At 64.4% G+C, this 22226-nt stretch carries 22 protein-coding genes and 1 pseudogene; 11 read left to right on the forward strand and 12 right to left on the reverse strand.

What is annotated here, in order from left to right; all coding sequences use genetic code 11:
* Positions 1–11 precede the first annotated feature (11 nt).
* The 5 genes from FJ942_RS12190 to FJ942_RS12210 all read left to right on the forward strand — a co-directional run bounded on the left by FJ942_RS12190 (position 12) and on the right by FJ942_RS12210 (position 6346).
* Positions 12–878 carry an ABC transporter permease gene (locus FJ942_RS12190; protein WP_210239460.1) on the forward strand — a complete coding sequence of 289 codons (867 nt, stop codon included), beginning with the start codon at positions 12–14 and terminating at the stop codon, positions 876–878.
* Positions 875–1795, forward strand: a complete 921-nt coding sequence (locus FJ942_RS12195) for an ABC transporter permease (RefSeq protein ID WP_140491557.1) — start codon at positions 875–877, stop codon at positions 1793–1795. The genes FJ942_RS12190 and FJ942_RS12195 overlap by 4 nt, the downstream gene beginning before the upstream one ends.
* 34 nt (positions 1796–1829) lie before the next feature.
* Entirely contained in the window at positions 1830–3473 is a 1644-nt protein-coding gene (locus tag FJ942_RS12200; RefSeq protein WP_140625240.1) for an ABC transporter substrate-binding protein, read from the forward strand.
* The gene (locus tag FJ942_RS12205; RefSeq protein ID WP_140491553.1) at positions 3463–4407 is read left to right on the forward strand and encodes an acetamidase/formamidase family protein; all 945 of its coding nucleotides are present in this window, start codon (positions 3463–3465) and stop codon (positions 4405–4407) included. The genes FJ942_RS12200 and FJ942_RS12205 overlap by 11 nt, the downstream gene beginning before the upstream one ends.
* Before the next feature lie 163 nt (positions 4408–4570).
* A complete protein-coding gene (locus tag FJ942_RS12210) occupies positions 4571–6346 on the forward strand; it encodes an ABC transporter ATP-binding protein (RefSeq protein ID WP_140491551.1) in 1776 nt (591 codons plus the stop codon).
* 85 nt (positions 6347–6431) lie between these two features.
* Here FJ942_RS12210 and ggt read toward each other — a convergent pair whose 3' ends face one another.
* The 5 genes from ggt to FJ942_RS12235 form a co-directional block, all read right to left on the reverse strand.
* Positions 6432–8018, reverse strand: a complete 1587-nt coding sequence (ggt, locus tag FJ942_RS12215) for a gamma-glutamyltransferase (protein ID WP_140563703.1) — start codon at positions 8016–8018, stop codon at positions 6432–6434.
* A 48-nt stretch (positions 8019–8066) separates the two neighbouring features.
* Entirely contained in the window at positions 8067–8867 is an 801-nt protein-coding gene (locus FJ942_RS12220) for an ABC transporter permease (RefSeq protein ID WP_140559092.1), read from the reverse strand.
* Positions 8864–9790 (reverse strand): ABC transporter permease, encoded by a 927-nt coding sequence (locus FJ942_RS12225; protein WP_140524273.1) that lies wholly within the window; start codon positions 9788–9790, stop codon positions 8864–8866. Before FJ942_RS12225 ends, FJ942_RS12220 begins: the two co-directional genes overlap by 4 nt.
* A complete protein-coding gene (locus FJ942_RS12230; RefSeq protein ID WP_140524271.1) occupies positions 9790–10872 on the reverse strand; it encodes an ABC transporter ATP-binding protein in 1083 nt (360 codons plus the stop codon). Before FJ942_RS12230 ends, FJ942_RS12225 begins: the two co-directional genes overlap by 1 nt.
* 69 nt (positions 10873–10941) lie before the next feature.
* Positions 10942–11982 carry an ABC transporter substrate-binding protein gene (locus tag FJ942_RS12235; RefSeq protein ID WP_140559090.1) on the reverse strand — a complete coding sequence of 347 codons (1041 nt, stop codon included), beginning with the start codon at positions 11980–11982 and terminating at the stop codon, positions 10942–10944.
* Between the two features lie 218 nt (positions 11983–12200).
* Here FJ942_RS12235 and FJ942_RS12240 point away from each other — a divergent pair, with 218 nt between their 5' ends.
* Both FJ942_RS12240 and FJ942_RS12245 read left to right on the forward strand, forming a co-directional pair.
* Positions 12201–12902, forward strand: a complete 702-nt coding sequence (locus FJ942_RS12240; protein WP_181168309.1) for a GntR family transcriptional regulator — start codon at positions 12201–12203, stop codon at positions 12900–12902.
* A gap of 141 nt (positions 12903–13043) precedes the next feature.
* On the forward strand, positions 13044–13601 hold the full coding sequence (locus FJ942_RS12245) for a TMEM175 family protein (RefSeq protein ID WP_246670963.1): 558 nt from the start codon (positions 13044–13046) through the stop codon (positions 13599–13601).
* 158 nt (positions 13602–13759) lie between these two features.
* Here FJ942_RS12245 and FJ942_RS12250 read toward each other — a convergent pair whose 3' ends face one another.
* The 5 genes from FJ942_RS12250 to FJ942_RS12270 all read right to left on the reverse strand — a co-directional run bounded on the left by FJ942_RS12250 (position 13760) and on the right by FJ942_RS12270 (position 17766).
* The gene (locus tag FJ942_RS12250) at positions 13760–14500 is read right to left on the reverse strand and encodes a carboxymuconolactone decarboxylase family protein (protein WP_348640072.1); all 741 of its coding nucleotides are present in this window, start codon (positions 14498–14500) and stop codon (positions 13760–13762) included.
* 63 nt (positions 14501–14563) lie between these two features.
* On the reverse strand, positions 14564–15022 hold the full coding sequence (locus FJ942_RS12255) for a cupin domain-containing protein (RefSeq protein WP_140514268.1): 459 nt from the start codon (positions 15020–15022) through the stop codon (positions 14564–14566).
* A 56-nt stretch (positions 15023–15078) separates the two neighbouring features.
* A complete protein-coding gene (locus FJ942_RS12260) occupies positions 15079–16095 on the reverse strand; it encodes a zinc-dependent alcohol dehydrogenase family protein (protein ID WP_140514270.1) in 1017 nt (338 codons plus the stop codon).
* Positions 16096–16111: 16 nt separating this feature from the next.
* On the reverse strand, positions 16112–16462 hold the full coding sequence (locus FJ942_RS12265) for a cyclophilin-like fold protein (RefSeq protein ID WP_348642136.1): 351 nt from the start codon (positions 16460–16462) through the stop codon (positions 16112–16114).
* 113 nt (positions 16463–16575) lie between these two features.
* Positions 16576–17766, reverse strand: coding sequence for an MFS transporter (locus tag FJ942_RS12270; protein WP_140897832.1), 1191 nt, complete (start codon positions 17764–17766; stop codon positions 16576–16578).
* A 167-nt stretch (positions 17767–17933) separates the two neighbouring features.
* Here FJ942_RS12270 and FJ942_RS12275 point away from each other — a divergent pair, with 167 nt between their 5' ends.
* Entirely contained in the window at positions 17934–18827 is an 894-nt protein-coding gene (locus FJ942_RS12275) for a LysR family transcriptional regulator (protein ID WP_140524258.1), read from the forward strand.
* 61 nt (positions 18828–18888) lie between these two features.
* Here the strand turns inward: FJ942_RS12275 and FJ942_RS12280 are convergent, their stop codons facing one another.
* Entirely contained in the window at positions 18889–19320 is a 432-nt protein-coding gene (locus FJ942_RS12280; RefSeq protein ID WP_140514275.1) for a nuclear transport factor 2 family protein, read from the reverse strand.
* Positions 19321–19347: 27 nt separating this feature from the next.
* Positions 19348–20325, reverse strand: a complete 978-nt coding sequence (locus FJ942_RS12285) for an alpha/beta hydrolase (RefSeq protein ID WP_140897834.1) — start codon at positions 20323–20325, stop codon at positions 19348–19350.
* A 281-nt stretch (positions 20326–20606) separates the two neighbouring features.
* On the opposite strand from FJ942_RS12285, the gene FJ942_RS12290 reads away from it, so the two are divergent.
* The 3 genes and pseudogenes from FJ942_RS12290 (at position 20607) to arsB (ending at position 22162) form a co-directional block, all read left to right on the forward strand.
* Positions 20607–20939 carry a metalloregulator ArsR/SmtB family transcription factor gene (locus FJ942_RS12290; protein ID WP_140554651.1) on the forward strand — a complete coding sequence of 111 codons (333 nt, stop codon included), beginning with the start codon at positions 20607–20609 and terminating at the stop codon, positions 20937–20939.
* A gap of 15 nt (positions 20940–20954) precedes the next feature.
* Positions 20955–21032 (forward strand): annotated as a pseudogene (locus FJ942_RS12295) (arsenate reductase ArsC); the annotation flags it as partial.
* Positions 21033–21097: 65 nt separating this feature from the next.
* Positions 21098–22162 carry an ACR3 family arsenite efflux transporter gene (arsB, locus tag FJ942_RS12300; protein WP_181167276.1) on the forward strand — a complete coding sequence of 355 codons (1065 nt, stop codon included), beginning with the start codon at positions 21098–21100 and terminating at the stop codon, positions 22160–22162.
* Positions 22163–22226: the final 64 nt, after the last annotated feature.

Consider the following 22226-nt stretch of genomic DNA (forward strand, 5'->3'; position numbering starts at 1 on the left):
CGGCCGCACGCATGCCGGTCAAGTCGCGCGCCGGCGTCTGGCGCCGGCTGGTCAAACGCCGCCTGGCGCTGCTCGGTCTGTTCATCGTCGCCATCGTCCTTGCCGGCGCGATCCTCGCGCCATGGCTGACCGGCTATGACCCGAATGAGCAGATGTTCGACGGGCTGACGTTGGAAGGCTCGCCCTTGCCGCCTGACGCAAAATTCTGGCTGGGCACCGATCTGCTCGGCCGCGACCTGTTGACCCGCATCCTCTACGGCGCCCGCACCTCGCTGATCATCGGCATCGCCGCCAACGGCGTGGCGCTGTTGATCGGCACGCTGGTCGGCGTCACGGCGGGTTATTTCCGCGGCTGGATCGGCAGCGCTCTCATGCGCTTCACCGATCTGATGATGGCGTTTCCGGCGCTGCTGCTCGCCATTTGCCTGGCGGCAGTGTTCGAGCCAAGTCTCTGGATCGTCGCTCTGGTCATCGCGCTGGTCAACTGGGTGCAGACCGCGCGCGTCATCTACACCGAAACCTCTTCGCTCGCCGAACGCGAGTTCATCGATGCCGAACGCACCATCGGGGCGAGCGCGCCGCGCATCCTGTTTCGCCACATCCTGCCGCATCTTCTGCCCACCATCATCGTCTGGGGCACGCTCGGCATCTCCACCACGGTGCTGCTGGAAGCGACGCTCTCCTTCCTCGGCATCGGCGTGCAGCCGCCGACGGCCTCCTGGGGCAACATCATCTTCGAGAACCAGACCTACTTCCAGGCGGCACCCTGGCTGGTGTTCTTCCCGGGTGCGGCGATCCTGGCGCTGGCGCTGGCCTTCAACCTGATCGGCGACGCGCTGCGCGACATCCTCGATCCGACGCAAAGGGGCCGGGCATGATCGCCTATCTCGGCCGCCGCCTGATCCAGTCGCTGCTCATCCTGCTCGGCGTCTCGCTGATCACCTTCGCGCTGCTTTATTTGCTGCCTGCCGACCCGGTGCGCCAGATCGCCGGCCGCAGCGCCACGCCGCAGACGGTCGAGAACATCCGCCAGCAGCTCGGCCTCGACCAGCCCTTCGTGGTCCAGTACTGGCACTATCTCACGAAGCTCGCCAGCGGCGATCTCGGCCGCTCCTACATCCAGCGCTCCGAGGTCACCGAGCTTATCGTCTCGCGGCTGCCGGCGAGCCTGCTCCTGATGGTCGGCGCCATCCTGTGCGAATTGCTGATCGGGCTCAGCATGGGCCTGATCGCCGCCGTCAAGCGCGGCACCGCCACCGACCAGACGCTGATGGTCGCCTCCTTCGTCGGCGTCTCGGCGCCGCAATTCGTCGTCGGCCTGCTTTTGCTCTACGTGTTCGCCGTGCGGCTGGGCTGGTTCCCGATCGGCGGCTACGGCACCTGGCGCCATCTGGTGCTGCCCTCGCTAACCATGGGCATTCTCGGCGCCGGCTGGTACGCGCGCATGATGCGCTCCTCGATGATCGACGTGCTGCGCCAGGATTATGTGCGCACCGCCCGCGCCAAGGGCCTGGCCCGCCGCGCCATCCTGTTCCGCCATGCGCTCCCCAACGCCATCCTGCCGGTCATCGCCATGATCGGCATCGATATCGGCATCTTCATGGGCGGCATCGTGGTGGTCGAAAGCGTGTTCGGCTGGCCAGGCATCGGCCAACTCGCCTGGCAGGCGATCCAGCGCGTCGACATTCCGATCATCATGGGCGTCACCCTGGTGTCGGCCTTCGCCATCGTGCTCGGCAATCTCTTGGCCGACATCATCGCCCCGTTCATCGATCCCCGCATCAAGCTCAGATGAAACCAGAAAACCAACAGAGAAAGGGAACATAACAATGAAAAAGCTTCTCGCATCCACCGTGGCCGTATCGGCGCTGGCGCTGATGCTCGGCATGACGAGCGTCCGCGCCGAGGACGCCGTCGATCCCAACGCCAAGCAGGGCGGCGCCATCACCATCACCTACAAGGACGATGTCGCGACCCTCGATCCGGCGATCGGCTATGACTGGCAGAACTGGTCGATGATCAAGAGCCTGTTCGACGGGCTGATGGACTACGAGCCGGGCACCACGAACCTCAAGCCCGATCTCGCCGAAAGCTACGAGATCTCGCCCGACGGCAAGACCTTCACCTTCAAGCTGCGCCATGGTGTGAAATTCCACAATGGCCGCGAAATGACCGCCGAGGACGTGAAATACTCGCTCGACCGCGTCACCAACCCGAAGACGCAGAGCCCCGGCGCCGGCTTCTTCGGCTCGATCAAGGGCTATGACGATGTCGCCGCCGGCAAGGCGGAGACACTATCGGGTGTCACCGTGGTCGACCCCTATACCGTCAAGTTCGAGCTGACCCGGCCCGACGCCACCTTCCTGCATGTCATGGCCATCAACTTCTCGCATGTCGTGCCGAAGGAAGAGGTCGAGAAATACGGCGCCGATTTCGGCAAGCATCCGGTCGGCACCGGCGCCTTCAAGCTCGCGGAGTGGACGCTCGGCCAGCGCATCGTCTTCGAGCGCAACGCGGACTACTGGCATAAGGGACTGCCGCATCTGGACAAGATCACCTTCGAAATCGGCCAGGAGCCGATCGTGGCGCTGCTGCGCCTTCAGAAGGGCGAGATCGACGTGCCCGGCGACGGCATTCCGCCGGCCAAGTTCCAGGAGGTGATGGCCGATCCCGAGCAGAAGGCGCGCGTCGTGGAGGGCGGGCAACTGCACACCGGCTACGTCACCATGAACACCACCATGGCGCCGTTCGACAATGTGAAGGTGCGCCAGGCGGTCAACATGGCGATCAACAAGGCGCGCGTCGTGCAGATCATCAACAACCGCGCCGTGCCGGCCAACCAGCCGCTGCCGCCGTCGATGCCGGGCTACGACAAGGCGTACAAGGGCTATCCCTATGACGTCGCCAAGGCCAAGGCGCTGCTGGCCGAAGCCGGCCATCCCGACGGCTTCGAGACGCAGCTTTTCGCCATGAACACCGATCCCAATCCGCGCATCGCGCAGGCGATCCAGCAGGATTTGGCGGCGATCGGCATCAAGGCCAGCATCCAGTCGCTCGCCCAGGCAAACGTCATCGCCGCCGGCGGCGACAAGGCCGGCGCGCCGATGATCTGGTCCGGCGGCATGGCCTGGATCGCCGACTTCCCGGACCCATCGAACTTCTACGGTCCGATCCTCGGCTGCGCCGGCGCGGTGCCTGGCGGCTGGAACTGGTCGTGGTATTGCAACAAGGACCTCGACGCCAAGGCGGCCGAGGCCGACTCGGTGGTCGACCCAGCCAAATCAGGCGAGCGCGACAAGATGTGGAGCGCCATCTACGACAAGGTGATGGAGGACGCGCCCTGGGCGCCGGTCTTCAACGAGCAGCGCTTCACCATGAAGTCCGCGCGCATGGGCGGCGCCGACAACCTCTATGTCGACCCGGTCCATATCCCGATCAACTACGACAATGTGTACGTAAAAGATGTGCAATAACTGCGACTACACCATCCACGGACGCCATCACCATTTCGGCTGGGACAATTCCTTTGCCCCGGCGCAGCGCGTGGCGCCCGGCTCGACCATCGAGTTTCAGTGCCTCGATTCCTCCGGTGGCCAGCTCAAGCCCGACAGCACCGTCGCCGACATCGCCAAGCTCGACTTCGCCGGGATCAACCCTGTCACCGGGCCGATTTTCGTCGAGGGCGCCGAGCCGGGCGACGCGCTGAAGGTGACGATCGAGATGTTCAAACCGTCCGGCTTCGGCTGGACGGCGAACATTCCAGGTTTCGGCCTGCTCGCCGACGACTTCAAGCAGCCGGCGCTGAACATCTGGAAATACGATGCCGCCTCGCTGGAGCCGGCCTTGTTCGGCAAGAACGGCCGCGTGCCGCTGAAACCCTTCGCCGGCACCATCGGCAACGCGCCGGGCGAGATGGGCCATCACTCGGTGGTGCCGCCCCGCCGCGTCGGCGGCAATCTGGACATTCGCGACCTCGCCGCCGGCACAACGCTCTATCTGCCGGTGGAGGTGGCCGGCGCACTGTTTTCGGTCGGCGACACGCATGCCGCGCAGGGCGACGGCGAGGTCTGCGGCACGGCGATCGAAAGCCCGATGGACGTCGTGCTCAAGCTCGACCTGGTCAAGGACGCCAGGCTGAAGATGCCGCGCTTCACCACGCCGGGCCCGGTGACGCGTCATCTCGACACCAAGGGCTACGAGGTGACCACCGGCATCGGCCCGGACCTGATGACCGGCGCGAAAGAGGCGGTCGCCCAGATGATCGACCTGCTCGCCGGCCGTTACCAGATCGATCCGGTCGAGGCCTATATGCTGGCCTCGGTCTGTGGCGATCTCAGGATCAGCGAGATCGTCGACATGCCGAACTGGGTGGTGTCGTTCTACTTCCCGCGCTGCGTGTTCGAATGATGTTCGGTCGGCGCTGCACCCTCACCCCGCTGCTTCGCAGCGACCCTTCCCACAAGGAGGAGGGTAAAAAACCGGCGCCCTACCTCCCCCTTGTGGGGAGGTCGGACCGAAGGTCCGGGTGGGGGGCGCCACAGAATAAATCCCTTGCAGGTTTGCGTCTGCAATGACATCAGCCACCGAAACCATTCTCGACATCGCCAATCTCTCCGTCTCCGTGCGTGGCGAGGACGGCGAGCGCGACGTCGTCTCCAACCTCTCTCTGACGCTTTCACGCGGCGAGACGCTCTGCATCGCCGGCGAATCCGGCTCCGGCAAATCGATGACCGCGCTGGCGATCATGCAACTACTGCCGCGGCCCGCCGCGCGCATATCTTCGGGCACGATCCGCCTTCTTGGCGGGGATGCGGGCGACACCGATCTCACAGCGCTCGACGAGCGCCGGATGCGCCGCATCCGCGGCGACCGCATCGCCATGATCTTCCAGGAGCCGATGACCTCGCTGAACCCGGTGCTGTCGATCGGCCGCCAGCTCACCGAATCCATCGAGGCGCATACCAGCCTCTCGCCCGCCGAGGCCCGAAGCCGCGCCAGCGAGGCGTTGAAGGCAGTGCGCATTTCGGAAGCCGAAAGCCGGCTGAAACAGTTTCCGCATGAGCTGTCCGGCGGTATGCGCCAGCGGGTGATGATCGCCATGGCGCTGGCGCTGGAACCCGACGTGCTGATCGCCGACGAGCCGACGACTGCGCTCGACGTCACCGTGCAGGGCGAGGTTCTGGAACTGCTGCGCGACCTGCAGCGCCAGCACGGCACCAGCGTCATCCTCATCACCCACGACATGGGCGTGGTCGCCGAAATGGCCGACCGCGTCATCATCATGCGGCATGGCCGCATGGTCGAGGAAGGCAAGACATCGGACATTTTCGCCAGGCCGCAAGCCGAGTACACACGCGAGCTGCTCGCCGCCGTGCCGCGCATCGGCACTGGCGCCGGCCGCCAGAAATCGAAAGAGATTGCCGAGCCGGTTGCGCCGGCGAACGTCGCCGATGTCACCGATCTGCATGTCCGGTTCGACCTGCGTGGCGGCTTCTTCGGCCGGGTCAACCGGCGCGTCCATGCCGTCGAAGGCGTCAGCTTTTCGATCGCGCCCAACGAAACGCTGGCGCTGGTGGGCGAGTCCGGCTGCGGCAAGTCGACCACCGCCAAGGCGCTGGCCGGACTGGTGCCTTATACCGGCGACATCGTCATCGGCGGACGCAACCTGTCGGGCCTCGGCCGCGACGAGCGCAAGGCGGTGCGCCGCGACGTGCAGATGATCTTCCAGGACCCCTACGCTTCGCTCGACCCGCGCATGCGCGTCGGCGATCTCGTCGCCGAGCCGCTGGTCATCCATGGCGTCGCTTCGAAGGAAGAGCGCAGGGAGCGGGTGGCGGCATTATTCGAGCGTGTCGGCCTGTCGGCCGGCCAGATGGAGCTCTATCCCCACGAATTCTCCGGCGGCCAGCGCCAGCGCGTCTGCATCGCCCGTGCCCTGGCGCTCAGGCCGAAGCTGATCATCGCCGACGAAAGCGTTTCGGCCCTCGACGTTTCCGTGCAGGCGCGCGTGCTCGACCTGTTGAAGGAATTGCAGCGCGAATTCGGCGTCGCCTACCTCTTCATCTCCCATGATATGGCCGTAGTCGAAAACATCTCCGACCGCGTCGCCGTCATGTATCTCGGCCAGATCGTCGAAATGGGCACGCGCGACCAGGTTTTCTCCAACCCGCGCCACCCTTACACCAGGCGGCTGATCGAAGCTGTGCCGGTGCCCGATCCGGCGAAGCGCAGGAGCCGGTTCGCAAGGCTGGACCAGGAGATACCGAGTGCGACGCGGAGGCTGGGCGAGAGCCCGCAGAGGCTGGCGCTGAGCGATGTCGGAGGCGGTCACCTGGTGGCGGGGTGAGGGTATGCTGCTCATGTGGGGCGGCGCCGACGCTTGCTGCGGCAACTGCAGCCAAATCCGGGCCGCGACGGCTGTCCCGATCCCATCAATACCCAAGCGCCATTCCGTCCTTGCGTGGATCCGACGCCCCGGTCAGCGTTCCCTTTTCCCAGTCGATCAACACCGCCTGGCCGCCGCCGAGCGGATGGTGCGGCTGGGTGATGGCATGGCCGCGGCGGCGCAGGCCTTCGATCGCATCAGCGGGAACACCGCGCTCGGCCTCCACCATGCCGTCATTGTAGAACACTCGCGGCGCATCGAGCGCCTGCTGCGGATCCATGCCGAAGTCGAGCATGTTGGTCAAAAGATGGACGTGACCGAACGGCTGGTAGCCGCCGCCCATGACGCCGAACGGCATCACCACGCGGCCGTTTCGCGTCGCCATGCCGGGCATGATCGTGTGCATCGGCCGCTTGCCGGGCGCGATGGCGTTCGGATGCGCCGGGTCGAGGCGGAAGCTCGAGCCGCGGTTCTGCAGCACCACGCCGGTCTTCGGGCCGACGACGCCGCTGCCGAAGGAATAATAGGTCGAGTTGATGAAGGAGACCGCGTTGCGGTCGCGGTCGACGATGGAGATGTAGACCGTGTCGCTGCCGGGCAGCTGCACATCCGGCAGGTGCGTCATGGCACGCTGGCGGTCGATCTCGGCGCGCAGCCGCTCGGCATAGGCGGCCGACAGAAGCTCTTTTACCGGCACCGGCACATGGTCCTGGTCGCCGAGGAAACGGTCGCGGTCGCGGTAGGCCAACCGCCCCGCTTCGATCTCCAAGTGCAGGCGCTCGGCGCCGCCGGGGTCGAGCTCGCCGAGCCTGAGCCCCGACAGCACATTCAGCATCACGAGCGCCGTCAGCCCCTGATTGTTCGGCGGCATCTGGTGGATCTCGTGGCCGCCATAGGAGACGCTGACCGGCGCTACATAATCGCCCTTGGTCGAAGCGAAATCCTCAAGCGAATGCAGTCCGCCCAACGCCCTGAGCCGGCTCACAATGTCGTCGGCCACGGTGCCTTCATAGAACCCGGCGCGGCCATGCCTGGCAATGATGCGTAAGGTGGCGGCAAGCTCCGGCTGCCGGTGCACGTCGCCGGCCCTGGGCGCCTCGCCGCCCGGCAGGAAAATGCGCGCGGCGTGCTCGTCGGCCGACAGGTCGGTCTCCGGTTCGGCCCAGTCGAAGGCGACGCGGTCATGCACGACATAGCCGTTCTCGGCATAGTTGATCGCCGGCGCCAACACCTCTGCAAGGTCCTTGCTGCCATGGTCTTCCAGCAGCCTGCACCAGGCGTCGATCGCGCCGGGCACGGTCACGGCATGCGGTCCCTGTTTGGGAAGTTCGCTGAAGCCTTTGTCGCGATACCAGTCCACGGTCGCCTTGGCGGGCGCCCGGCCGGAGCCATTGAAAGCCAGCACGTGTCCCTGCCCCGCGGGGCAATAGAGGACAAAGCAGTCGCCGCCTATGCCGGTCGATTGCGGCTCGACCACGCCCTGCACGGCGGCGGCGCAGACAGCGGCGTCCATGGCATTGCCGCCGGCGCGCAGCATGTCAATGGCTGCAAGCGTCGAAAGCGGATGCGAGGTCGCGGCGATCGCTTCGGTGGCACGGACCGGCGAGCGGCCGGGAAACTGGAAATCACGCATTCTGTCCGAATATCTCCTGGTCACTTGAAGCCAATTGGTCCGGTGAAATCAATGCCGTCTGCCGAAGATCTGCGCCACCGACAAGAGCACGACCGACAGCACGATCAGGCAGGTCGAGATGGCAGCGATCGTCGGGTCTATCTGGTCGCGCAGGGCGTTGAACATGCGGCGCGTCAAGGTCGTCGTCTCGCCGCCCGAGATGAACAGCGAAACCACCACTTCGTCGAAGGAGGTGATGAAGGCAAACAGCGCGCCCGAGACGATCGAGAAGCGGATCTGCGGCATGGTAACTTGCCAGAAGGCGGCTACGCGTCCGGCGCCCAGGCTGCGCGCCACGCGCTCCTGGTTCATGTCGTAGGAGCGCAGGCCCGAAAGCACCGTCAGCACCACCAGCGGCAGCGCCTGCACCGTATGCGCGATGACCAGGCCGGTCAGCGTGTTGTTCAGCCCGATGCGCGCGTAGAGGAAGAAAGTGCCGATGCCGATCAGGATCACAGGTACGATCAGCGATGCCGTCATCAGTGCGTTGATGCTGCCGTTGAAGCGCAGCGTGCCGCGATTGATGGCGTAGGCGGCGGCCGTGCCGAGCGGCGTCGCCACCAGCGCTGTCATAACGGCCACCTTGACCGAGACGACCGTCGCGTCGCGCCACTCCGGCGACTGGAAGTAGGTCTGGTACCAGCGCAGCGACCATTGCTGGGGCGGAAACTGCAGCAGCGTCGAATCCGAAAACGACATGATGACGATGATGACCGACGGCGCGATCAGGAACAGCAGCACGAGGCCGCCCAGCGCATAGAGCCACAGACGTTGCCGGTGCGAGATCGGCAGGCCGACATCTCCACTCATCGCGAACTCCACACACCTGTGGCGCGCGCGCCGAGCAGCCACTGGAACAGGCCGAGCAGCGCCAGCGTGACCGCGAGCAGCACGACGCCGAGCGCCGCGCCGGCGCCCCAGTTGGAATAAAGACTGGTGGTCTGTTCCATGCGCATCGCCCACATGACAACCTTGCCGCCGCCCATCAGCGCCGGCGTGACGAAAAAACCGAGGCACAGCACGAAGACGATGACCACGCCCGAGGCGAGGCCGGGCAGCGACAGCGGAAAGAAGATCTGCCGGAAGGTGGCGACGGGGCCGGCGCCCAGGTTCATCCCGGCGCGCAGGCAGTCGGTGTCGATGGTCTTCATCGAGGCGTAGAGCGGCAGCACCAGGAACGGCAGCAATATATGCGTCATGCCGATGACGACGCCGGAAAAATTGTTGGCCAGCGGCAGCGGCTGGCTGATGACTCCGAGGTCGATCAGCCAGCTGTTGATCAGCCCCTTGCGCTGCAGGATCACCAGCCAGGCATAGGTGCGCACCAGCACCGATGTCCAGAACGGCAGGATGACGAAGATCAGGCAGATCGACGCCGCCCGGCGCGGCAATTGCGACAGCATATAAGCCAAGGGATAGCCCAGCAGCACGCAGGCGGCGGTGACGATGAAGGCGACCTTGAAGGTGGTGAGGAAGGTCTTGATGTAGGAGGTCTGCTCGAAAAAGCGCGCATAGTTGGCCGCGCTCAAGACGCCGGCCTCGTCGAACAGCGACAGCCAGAACAGCCAGCCGATCGGCACGATGATGATGGCAAAGACGAGGAACAGGCTTGGCGACAGCAGCGCCAACAGCCGAAACTGCTCGCGCCGCGCATCGGCGCGCAACGCATGCGCGTTCAGGTCCTGGGTCATGGCGCCAATTGCCTCGTCCATCGTGGCGGTTTGCACGCTCATCAGTCCGCCGCCACCAGGATCGTATCCTGCGCATCGAGGCCAAGCGCGATCGGCTGCCCGGAGGCCGGCAACCTGGCCAGCACGTCGCTGCGGCAATAGTCGCGCAATGTCAGCTGCCTGCCGTCGCGCAGCACGGCGTAGCAGACGAAGCTGTCGCCCTGATAAATCACGTCACTGAGCGTCGCGCTGAGCACGTTGACGCCCTTGGCCGGCTCTGCATTTGACAGCAGCCGCAGCTTTTCCGGCCGCACCACCATCAGCTGCTGGCCCGATGCCGGCGCCGGCGCCGCGGTGTGGATTTGCCTGTCCTCGTACCAGACCGAACCGCTGCGGCATTCGACGGGAATGAAATTCGATTCCCCGATGAAGCCGGCGACGAACCGGGTGCGCGGCGCGGCGTAGAGAATTTCGGGCTTGTCGAGCTGCTCGATGCGCCCGGCATTCATGACGGCGATACGATCCGACATGGTGATCGCCTCGCGCTGGTCGTGCGTGACATAGACAGTCGTCATGCCAAGCCGCCGATGCAGGGCGCGCAGTTCGATCTGCATGTGCTCGCGCAAGCCCTTGTCCAACGCCGACAGCGGCTCGTCCATCAGCACGATGCGCGGCTCGAACACGATGGCGCGCGCCAGCGCCACGCGCTGGCGCTGGCCACCGGAGAGCTGGTCGACGCGCCGTTCGCCGAGGCCCTGCAACTTCACCAACTCCAGCGCTTTCTCGACGCGTTCCACCGTCTCGGCGGCCGGAACGCGGCGCTGCTTCAGCGGAAAGGCGATGTTGTGGAAGACGTTCATATGCGGGAACAGGGCATAGTTCTGGAACACCATGCCGATATTGCGCCTGTGCGGCGGCGTGGTGATGATCTCCTCGTCGCCGACCTTGATTGAGCCGGCATTGGCCCTGACGAATCCCGCCAGGATCATCAGCAGCGTCGTCTTTCCGGAGCCGGAAGGGCCGAGCAACGTCAGGAATTCGCCGGCCGCGACGTCGAGATTGAGGTCGCGCAGCACCGATACGGAGCCAAAACGTTTCTCTATCGCGCGCATGCCGATCGGCAGCGCGGATGGCGCAATGGACAAGATTGTTTTCTCCTGGGCAGGACTCCAAGAAGCAGGGCCAGGCGGCCCCGCAATGTCAGGGTTTCCGGTCTATTGCTGGATCAGATTGTTGAACTTCTCCGTCGCCTCGACGAGGTTGTCGCGCCAGAACTCGGCGTCCTGCAGCACCTGCTTCTTGACGTTCTCAGGCGACGAGTTGATGTCCTTGATCCGCTCCGGCGGGATCTTCCCGGTCTCGAACGCCTTCTCGTTGACCGGTCCGTTGTCGACATAAAGCGGCAGATTGGCCTGTAATTGCGGACTGACGAACATCGCCAGCGCCTTCATCGCGACCTCCTTGTTCTTGGCGCCCTTGGGAATGACCATGCAGTCGGCGGTGAGTACGCCCTGGTCGAAGGAGAAGCTGACCGGCGCGCCTTCCTTCTTCAAGGTGCCGGCGCGGCCGTTCCAGATGCTTGCCATGTCGACCTCGCCGTCCTTCACCAGTTGCATGGCCTGCGCGCCGGAAGTCCACCAGGCATCGACATGGCCACGGATCTTGTCGACCGATTTCAGCGCGCCGTCGATGTCGACAGGATAGACCTTGTCGATCGGAATGCCGTCGGCGAGGGCTGCAACGCTAAGCGTCTCCGTCGCCTGACTGCTGCTCAGTGCGCGCCGTCCGGGAAACTTCTCCACATTCCAGAAATCGGCCCAGGTCTTGGGGCCTTTGTCACCGAACACGTCGGTCCGGTAGACGAGTACCACGGAGGTGTAGGAGATGCCGACCCAGTCGTCATGCACGAGCTTGGGATCGATGCCGCTCTTGTCGATGAGGTTGTAGTCGAGCTTTTCGAAAAGCCCTTCCTTCGAGCCGCGCGCGCATTCGTCGGCGCCGAGCTCGGTGATGTCCCACTTCACCGCGTTGCCTGTCACCTGCAGGCGCACGTCATCGAGACCGTTGGTGGTGTCTTCCTTGATGGTGATGCCGAGCGCATCGGCGGTCGGCTTGAAGAAGGCCTTGGCCTGCGCCTCCTGATAGGTGCCGCCCCATGAGGCGACGGTAATGGTGTCGCCTGCCGCGGCGGGCGCCGTGACCGTGGCCATGAGGCCCGCTATGGCAACGACGCTAATGCCTTTGGTGCTGTTCATTTCGGTTCTCCAACCGGTGTTCCCATTGTTTTTGATTTCGCATGCGATTTTGTATACAATTTTGAGTGTAGCTCGGGGATCAGCGAAGTCAACACCGCTCGGCGGGGCCTTGGGGCCACCGACCCGGGGCCGGGGAATGGCAAAACGCGCCGATTTTGAATACAGCTACGCGCGAAACACATCGATTTCCGGCACGGACCGGAGACTGGATACGGAACTTGGCCAAGGAAACAAAAAACACGCTGCGCGACTCGGTCTATTCCGCGCTCAAGGCAATGATCGTGACCGGCCAGATCCCGCCGGGCGCGCGCGTCACCGAGAGCGACATTGCGGCAAAGCTGAATGTCAGCCGCACGCCCGTGCGCGAGGCCTTCAACCGCCTCGAGCGCGACGGGTTGGTCACCGGCCGGCCGCGGCAGGGCTACGCCGTCACCGAGTTCGACATAAACATGTTCCGCGAGGCCTTCGACATCCGCGAACTGCTCGACGGCCACGCCACCGAACTGGCGGCGGCTGCGGCCACCGAGAAAGACAAGGCGCGGCTGCGCGCCATGCTGGCCGAATGCGAGAGGCTGGCCGCCATTGCGGATCGAACCACAAGGGAAAAATTCCAGGAGCTTGAAGTCGGCATCGATCTGCACCGCGTCATCGCCGAAATCAGCGGCAATGCCATGCTGCACGGCATGCTGTGCGGCATCCTCGACAGGTGCCAGCACTATGTCTGGACGGAACTGCTGTGGCTCGACGAATGGAAGATCGCCCGCGACGAGCATGCCGAGATCGTCGAGGCGATCTGCGCCGGCGACGCCAAGCGCGCCGGCGCCCTGGCGCGCGCCCATGTGCGCGGCTCGCGCGAGAACGTGCTGCGCCTGCTGCAGGCCAAATCGGATTACCAGAGCTTTCTGGCCAAGGCGTCGTGAGCGGGGTTGGACTTGGCGCGAAGCAACGCGTTAGCGATCTCGACTGGGCAGCCATGGATATTGCGGGTGGCGATGCTACCATAGGCCGGACGAACCTCGACAAGGACACTCCAGGTGCTTCCCTCGACAGGGCTTGAGCGATTGAGCGCATTTTCGGATGGCGTGTTCGCCGTCCTTATCACCGTGCTCGTGCTTGACCTGCGTCCACCGGAGGTGCCGACCTTCACCGCGTTGCTGGCCTTGTGGCCGACATGGCTGAGCTACGGCGTGAGCTATCTCTTCATCGCCATCGTCTGGGCGAATCACCATCATCTCCTGCGCCACGCCACGGCGGCGACGACCAGCCTGATGTGGTACAATTTCGCGCACCTGTTTTCGGTGTCGCTGCTGCCGTTGGCAACCGCGTGGATGGCGGTCAGCGAGCTGGCCCCGCAGCCGGTGGCGTTCTACGCGGTCGTCTTCTTCCTGGTGAACCTGACCTACATTCTCCTGATCCGGGAACTCATCGACCCGATGCCGGCCGACACCGTTCCGCTCAAGGTGCGCAAGGTCATGCGCATCCGCTCGATGGTGACGCTGTGCCTTTTCGGCTTGGCGGCGGTCGTCGCCCTGAAATACCCGATCGCCGGACTGGCGATCTGTTGCTGCTGCCTGACGGTCTATCTCCGGCCGGAAGCGCCGGGATCGCGCGCCGGCTGAGCACAATGTCAGGTCATGCCGCCCGCGTCGGCTTTCGGCCTCGATCCGCCAGACCGCCCTGAATTTGCGCTGGGCAGTCTCCAGATGCTCGCCGCATCGCCACTTGGCCGCGTCAGGCCGCGCGGCTCGAACGGCAGGGTCGTTACGGTCGAAAATGATCAGTCGGCGGAGCGCTTCTCGAATACGGAGCGTGCGACCGGGGCTGCCGAGAAAGCGTTTGGCCATCCCGCGTAATAGGCGAGATGACTGATCACCTCCGAGGCCTCGGCGCGCGTCAGTCCATTATCCATGGCCCTGTTGAGATGATAGGGAATCTGCTCCACCTGACCGGCGGCGACCAGCGCGCTGACCGTCACCAGGCTGCGGTCGCGCGGCGCGAGATCGGGACGCAGCCACAGGTCGCGAAACAGCACTTCCGTCGTGTCGCGCACCAGGCCCGGCGACGCCGGTCCCGTGCCTTGCTCGACCCGTGCGGCACGATCGGCCTCCGCCTTTTCGTCGAGCGGCAGCAAATCGACGACAGCCTTGGGGAGCTGGTCCGACCCGATGCCGCGTGCCTCGAACACCGCTTTGGCGATCGCCGTGGCTGCCATCGCGTTGCCCCACCCGGCATAGAAGGCAAGATGCGTGATCATCTCCGAGATCTCGGCCGGCTTCACGCCACTGTCGAGGGCGAGGCTCAACTGCTCCGGCAGGAGTATGCCCTGGTTGCGGGTGACCACCGCCGCGATGGTGACGATGCTGCGATCGCGCCGCGACAGGCCGGGGCGCTTCCAAACGTCATTGGCAAGCTTGTCCGTCGCATAGCGCGCAAGGGCGGGCGAGACGGCCTGCACATCCTCTGGAGGCAGGCTGCCGGTCTGCGATCCCGTCTGCGCCGCAGCGTCGGCAGCCCCCATCGACAAAGCGAGTGCGAGAATGGTTGAAGGTTTCATAATGATGCCTTTCGTTCCTGCGTACGGTCAGCGGTATTGCTCGTCGGAGACAGGCTCCAGCCAGTCGACATTCTTGCCGTCATGCATGTAGCTCAACGCGATATGGGCCATCGGGCTGGTGGCGGTCGCGCCATGCCAGTGCTTCACCCCGGCGGGAATCCAGACGACGTCGCCTGGATTGATGACGAGGGCCTCCTTGCCGTCTTCGCGAATCCAGCCTTGGCCTGATGTGACGATCAGCAACTGACCGGCAGGATGGGTGTGCCAGACGGTGCGCGCTCCGGGAGCAAAGTTCACCAGCCCTGTGCTTGCGCGCGTTATCTCGGTGGCGGGAAACAGCGCAGTGATGACCGCTTGCCCGGTAAAGTTTTCTGCCGCTCCGATCATCGCCGGCGTGCTGCCGTTTGTCCGGATTTCGATGCCCTGCGCTTGCACGGGCATACCTCCCGCCACACTCGCGGCCGTTGCTGTCAGGATTTTCTTCATTTTGGTCTCCTTAAGGTTCGCTCCCCTGCATTTGTGGGCTGAACGCAGTGCGGCGCTTACAGACGAAGCAGCGTCTTGATCGCCCGCCTCTCATCCATGGCGCGGTAGCCCTCGGCGACATCGGCCAGCGGCAGGGTCAGGTCGAAGACCTTGCCGGGATTGATCTTGCGCTCCAGCACCAGATCCATCAGATGCGGAAGAAAACGGCGCACGGGCGCGGGGCCGCCGAGCAGGCTCTTCTGGGCGAAGAAGAGGCCCTGGCCGTCGAGCTGGACGCCATGCGGCACGCCGACGAAGCCGATCGAGCCGCCGGGGCGGGCACAGTTGATCGCCTGCATCATGGATTCCTGCGTGCCGACGCATTCCAGCACGGATTCCGCGCCGACGCCGCGGGTCAGATCCTTGATCCGCGCCACGCCGTCATCGCCGCGCTCCGAAATGATATCGGTGGCGCCGAATTCGAGCGCGAGATCCTGGCGCGTCTTGTGACGGCTCATGGCGATGATGCGCTCCGCGCCCATCTGCTTGGCCGCGAGCACGCCCATCAGCCCGACCGCGCCGTCACCCACGACGACCGCCGTCGCGCCGGGCTCGACGCGCGCGGCGTCGGCGGCATACCAGCCGGTGCCAAGCACATCCGATGCCGCCAGCAGGCTCGGGATCAGATCGTCCTCGGGCATGCCGGGGGTGGCGACCAGCGTGCCGTCGGCAAGCGGCACGCGCAGCATCGGCGCCTGCGCCCGGCTCATGAACTCGCGCTGCTCGCAGGACGAGGGGAAGCCGAAGCGGCAATGCGGGCAGGTGTTGTCGGAGGTGCAGAACGAGCCGACGACGAACTGGCCGGGCTTCACCGTTCTCACCGCGCTGCCCACTTCCACCACCACGCCGCAATATTCGTGGCCCATATGCATCGGTTCGTTCAGCGGCTGGAGCCCGCGATAGGGCCACAGGTCGGAGCCGCAGATGCAGGTGGCCGAGAGCTTGAGGATGGCGTCGGTGGGATGAAGGATTTCGGGCTCCGCCACTTCCTCGCAGCGGATGTCGCCGGCACCGTAAAGAACTGTTCCGAGCATGGTTTTCTCCTTGAGCCTATGTCAGGCGTTCTATGCGTATGTTGAAGCGTCCGCCGCGCAGCAGCGGCGCGATACCGCTGTCGACGCGGCCGAGCCGGATCAGGCCGCGCGAATACCGGTAGGGGCCATAAAAGAAGATGAGATTGCCCCAGGGCGCGTAGTAGGCGATGTCGCCGATGGCCTCGTTGTCGAACGGGCCGCTGCCCTCGATCCGCAATTTGCGCGGCAGGTAGCCGATCTTCTCGACGGATGCATAGTCTTCCAGTGTCAGGTCCAACGGCAGCATCGCGGCGAAATCCTGCGCGCTCGGATTGTCGAACAGGGAGGCCGTCACGCGCATCGCGTCCACTTCAATAGCAATCCTCATCAACGATTTCTCCTGTCCGTCCGTTCCGCGGGCTTGGCCTGGCGCGGCGGAGGGCGCGAACGCGGCTGCCAGTGCGGCGGCAACCGCGGTGCGGCGCGTCATGTGGCTGCGTGTCATGGCGCGTCCTTGCCATGATCATGGGCGGCTGCCGCCGCGGCCAGCGCGGATCCCACAAGCAGCACCGCGCCGAGTGCGAAGGGGCTTCGCCAGCCGAGCGTGTCCAGCAGCAGGCCGCCGCCCGCCGCGCCGAGCGTGATGGCGAACTGGATGACGGCGACCTGCAAGCCGCCGCCGGCTTCGGCATCGTCGCGCAGCGCGCGGCTCAGCCAGGTGCCCCAGCCGACCGGCGCCGCGGTTCCGAAAAAGCCCCAGCCGACGAGCAACGCGGTGACGGCCACCGGCATCGATCCAAGCACGATCAATGCGACCGCCAACAGCGCCATGGCCAGCGGAATGATGATGACGATGCTGTAGAGCCGCGTCTTGAGCAGCCGGCCTATGGTCCAGGTGCCGGCGACGCCTGCTAGTCCCATCACGAGCAGGATCGCCGAGAGCGCCGAAACGCCGACACCGGTCACGGTTTCCAGGAAAGGCCTGAGATAGGTGAAGAGCGCGAACTGGCCCATGAAGAGCAACAGGATCGAGGTCATGCCGAGCGCGACCTGACGGCGCAGCAGCAACCGGAGGACATTGCCCGACGCCTTGCGGCCGCGTGGCGGCAGCGCAGGCAGGCTGAAGCTTTGCCAGACAAGGGCAAAGAGGGCCAGCGGCACCACGAGGAAGAACGCGCCGCGCCAGCCGACATAATCGCCGAGCAGGCTTCCGAGCGGCGCCGATATGGTTGCCGCGATGGCGTTGCCGGCGTTGATCATCGCCAGGCCCTCGGACACGGAGTCCTCCGGCACGAGGCGCATCACGATCGCGGTGGACATCGACCAGAAACCGCCGATGGCAATGCCGAGCAAGACGCGGCCGATCATCAGCACGGCATAGTTGGGCGCAAAGGTCACCACCAAGCCGGACACGGCGAGCAGCAGCGAGAACGACGTCAGCACCAGCTTGCGGTCGATATGCCGCGTCAGGCCGGCGATGAACAGGCTGGTGACGACCGCGAAGATGCCGGAGACCGAGATCGCCTGTCCCGCCCGGCCTTCGGTGATGCCGAGCCCGTCGGCGATCGGCGTCAGCAAGCTGACCGGCATGAACTCGGAAGCGATGAGGACGGCGACGCAAAGCGTCATCGAGAACACCGCACCCCATGCTGCCCGAGGCTTCACCAGCCTGTCGTCGTAAGTCGTTTCCATCAGCCGTCACCACGCACAAAAAGCCGGCCGCCGGAAAACGCATCGGCGGCCTGTTCGCGACAGGAGATAGCGCCGGACTATTGGAATGATTAGCGGCTGAAAGTCGCTTGAACTTATCGATGCAGGCCATAAATAACGTCGGGCCGTATTCAGCGGGGCAGAAGGCCATGCGCGAAAACTTCAACGATCTTCTGTGGTTCCTGATGGTGGCCGAGGAGCGCAGTTTCACCAAGGCCGCCGCCAAGATCGGTATTACTCAATCGACCCTCAGCCACACCATCAAGCGGCTCGAAACGCGCCTGGGCCTGCGGCTGCTGGCGCGAACGACGCGCAGTGTCTCGACGACCGAGGCGGGGGAGCGGTTGCGTCAATCCCTGGCACCGCGCATCGTCGATATCGAAACCGACATCGCGGCGCTGACGGCCTATCGCGACAAACCCTCGGGGACCGTGCGCATCACCGTCTCCGATCATGCGCTCGAGCAGCTGGTCTGGCCGAAACTGCGGCCTGTCCTTGCCGACTATCCCGACATCAAGCTCGAATTCAGCCGGGACAACGGATTGCGCAACATTGTCGAGGATGGTTTCGATGCTGGCGTGCGGCTTGGCGAAAGCGTGGAGAAGGACATGATCGCCGTGCGCATCGGGCCGGACTGGCGACTTGTTGCCGTAGGCTCGCCGGCCTACATCGCCGGACGTGGCGTGCCGAAGGCGCCGCAAGACCTGATCGGCCACAATTGCATCAACCTGCGCATGACCAGCGCCGGTGGCCTCTATGCCTGGGAATTCCAGAAGGCCCGCCAGGCTCTGCGTGTGCGCGTCGATGGCCAACTCGTGTTCAACTCGACCCTGCCGATGGTCGACGCCGCCATTGCCGGCTACGGGCTTGCCTATGTGCCCGAGGATCTGGTCACGGCGCATGTTGCCGCCGGCCGGCTGCAACTCGTGCTCGACGATTGGGCGCCGAAATTCGCCGGCTATTACCTATACTATCCAAGCAGTCGCCAGAACTCGCCGGCCTTCAAGGTCATTGTCGACGCGCTTCGAAAACACAGCCAATGATGGCCACCACACAGAAGCCGAGGAGGGGGCTGAGCACAACCGGGAATGGGAGCGGCGGACCTCAGATGATGCCGTGCTTCCTTAACAGCGCCTGCTCATCGCCCGCCACCCATCCGAATATCTTCGGCTCCCCGTCGAGTTTCCGGACAAGGTAGTGAACGTCGAAATCTATCCCGACGTCCGCTTGGCCCTCGCGGGCATAGGTCGCGGTCCACGCAACATGGGCAACGCAATGATGCTCGTCGATCGGCGAGATGCCGATGTCGCGTATCCGCATCTCTTTCGTTCCGATTGCCCGGTAGTGAGCATAGCCCTGAGCCATGACTTGCTTGAGTTGATCGTCGTTCTTTCCGGTCACGACGCCGGCAGGCGAGGCGGCTATGAACTCCGACGTGTAGAGCGACGCGGCCTCATCCATATCCATGCCGCCGCCAAGCGACTCCTTGAAAAACCGCTGATAGCGTTCAAAAAATCTCTTTACGCTCATCTCCATGATTTCCGCTCCGGTCGTGTCCTCGGATCAGCGCTGTTCCCGCACGCTCCGGAGGAAATGGATCATCGCGGCGTTGACCTCGTCCGGGCGTTCCTGCTGGGTCCAGTGCCCGCAGCCGGGCAGCATCAACTTGTCGCGGAGTTGCGGGACGAAATTTCCGAGATTGGCCAGCAACTGGTCCATTCCGGGGAAGGCGACCACCAGATCGCGGTCGCCCGCTATATAGAGCGCGGGAACCTTGACGCGCGCGCCGGCAAAGGGCGCCATCAGCTCCCAGTTCCGGTCGATGTTGCGGTACCAGTTGAGACCTCCCGCGAAGCCGGTGCGCTGGAACTCGCCGGCGTAGAAATCGAGGTCGCCTTGGCTGAGCCAGGGCGGCAGGCCCGGCGGCGCCTCGACGGCTTGCAGGAAACCTCCATCATGTGGAACCATGCCGATTCCACCCGCGCTCGTGCCCGAGGCATCCCCCGATGCGGCGTAAAGCATGGCCCGCACCGTGGTCCGGGGGTCCCGCTCCAGCTCGGCTTCGGCAATGCCGGGTTGCTGGAAATAGAGCTGGTAGAATTGCGAGTCCGTCGTTCGCGGCATCACGCTGGTTGGGCGCACCTTGGCCCGCGGCCGGAACGGCACGCTGAGGCCGATGACGGCTTGGAACCGGTCCGGGCGCATCAGCGCCGCGTGCCAGGCGACGACGGCGCCCCAGTCGTGGCCGGCGATGATGGCGGTCGGCGCTTCGAAGGCGTCAAGAAGGCCCACCATGTCGCCGACCAGATAGAAGAGCGTATACTGTTCGACCGCCTCCGGCCGATCGCTCCTGCCATAGCCCCGCATGTCGGGGGCGACGGCGTGAAAGCCCGCCGCCGCGAGCGCACTCAATTGATGGCGCCACGAATACCAGGATTCGGGAAAGCCGTGGCACAAGAGCACCAAAGGGCCATCGCCCTGCTCCGCGACGTTGAGGCGGATGCCGTTGGTCTCGACCATTCGCTGCGTCGGCTCGCTCACGGCTGCTTCTCACGCTCGTGTGTCAGTCTCTGTTTAACGGCTGGCGGCGGACGCCGCAACGAGTGGGTTGAGCGAACCGAATGCCTGTCTCGAAAGTCACGCATCTTTTGTCGCCGGTCTCAGGAATGATCGCGGCAATGAATATCCGAGATTTGGTCGGCGCCCGCTTTGCGGTTCCCGAACTTCTGCCCCAGCTTCAAACGCGATGAGCGCGCTTGCCTATTGTCATCCGGCTGTCATATGTCGGCACTACGAAGCCTTAGTTCTGGATTTATAGATACGTGGATAAAAAATCAGCTCTCCTCGCTTTGGCGGCACTCGGCCAGGATACAAGGCTCGAGGTCTTTCGCCTGCTTGTCCAGGCGGGCGCCGGGGGGACCCCCGCCGGCGAGGTCGCTTATCGCCTCGACATCGTGCAGAACACGATGTCGGCGCACCTCAAGGTTCTTGACCATGCCGGCCTCGTCCGCGCCGAGCGCGATGGTCGCACAATCCGCTATGTTGCCGACATGACCGGATTCCGCGATCTGCTCGCCTATCTCATGGAAGACTGCTGCAATGGCGCGCCGGAACTCTGTCGGCCCGTGATCCAGGCGGTCACCTGCAAGTGTTAGAAGGAGGCATCCGCCATGAGCGAGCCATACAACGTTCTTTTCCTCTGCACGGGCAATTCGGCAAGGTCGATCATCGCCGAGGCGATACTCAACCTTCCGAAAGCCGGCTGAGCAAGGAAAGTATCATGAACGATCACGCTTTGAGCGCGGGCGGCGGCATTGGTTTCGTCGAGAAATACCTGACCGTGTGGGTGGCGCTGTGCATCCTCGCCGGCATCGCGCTCGGCCGTCTCATGCCAGGCGTCTTCCACGCCGTCGGCGAGGCCGAGATTGCCAAGGTCAACCTGCCGGTCGCGGCACTGATCTGGCTGATGATCGTGCCGATGCTGGTCAAGATCGACTTCGCCGCGCTCGGCCATGTGAAGGAGCATTGGCGCGGAATCGGTGTGACACTGTTCGTCAATTGGGCGGTGAAGCCGTTCTCGATGGCGGCGCTCGGCTGGCTGTTCATAGGGTATCTCTTTCGGCCTTATCTGCCGGCCGACCAGATCGACAGCTATATCGCCGGCCTTATCATCTTGGCGGCCGCGCCCTGCACGGCGATGGTCTTCGTGTGGTCGAACCTGACGAAAGGCGAACCGCATTTCACGCTGAGCCAGGTCGCACTTAACGACACCATCATGATCTTCGCCTTCGCGCCGATCGTCGGCTTGCTGCTCGGCCTCTCGGCCATCACCGTACCCTGGAATACCCTCGTCCTCTCCGTCGCGCTCTACATCGTCGTGCCGGTCATCGGCGCCCAACTCCTGCGTCGGCGGCTGCTCGCCGCGGGCCGCGAAGCCGCCTTGAAGCGATTTCTCGAGCGGCTTCAGCCGCTCTCGCTCATAGCCCTGCTTGCCACGCTTGTGCTGCTGTTCGGATTTCAGGGCGTGCAGATCCTGGCGCAGCCGCTGATCATCGCGCTGCTGGCCGTGCCGATCCTGATCCAGGTCTATTTCAATTCAGGGCTCGCTTACCTGCTCAACCGTGTCTCGGGCGAACAGCATTGCGTCGCCGGCCCCTCGGCCCTGATCGGCGCTTCGAATTTCTTCGAACTGGCGGTCGCCGCCGCCATCAGCCTGTTCGGCTTTCAGTCGGGGGCGGCGCTCGCCACCGTCGTCGGCGTGCTGATCGAAGTGCCGGTCATGCTCACCGTGGTCTGGATCGTGAACCGCTCCAAAGGCTGGTACGAGGGCGGCCGGGCAATGTCCCGTGTTGCCGAAAACATTAATGCTCGACCGTGATCGAAAAATTGCGAAATAGCCGTTGATCCTCAGCCGGCCGGGCAGCCTGCTGGTTGACTGCTTT

Origin of the sequence: Mesorhizobium sp. B2-4-2, assembly GCF_006442845.1 — a bacterium.
Lineage (GTDB): Bacteria > Pseudomonadota > Alphaproteobacteria > Rhizobiales > Rhizobiaceae > Mesorhizobium.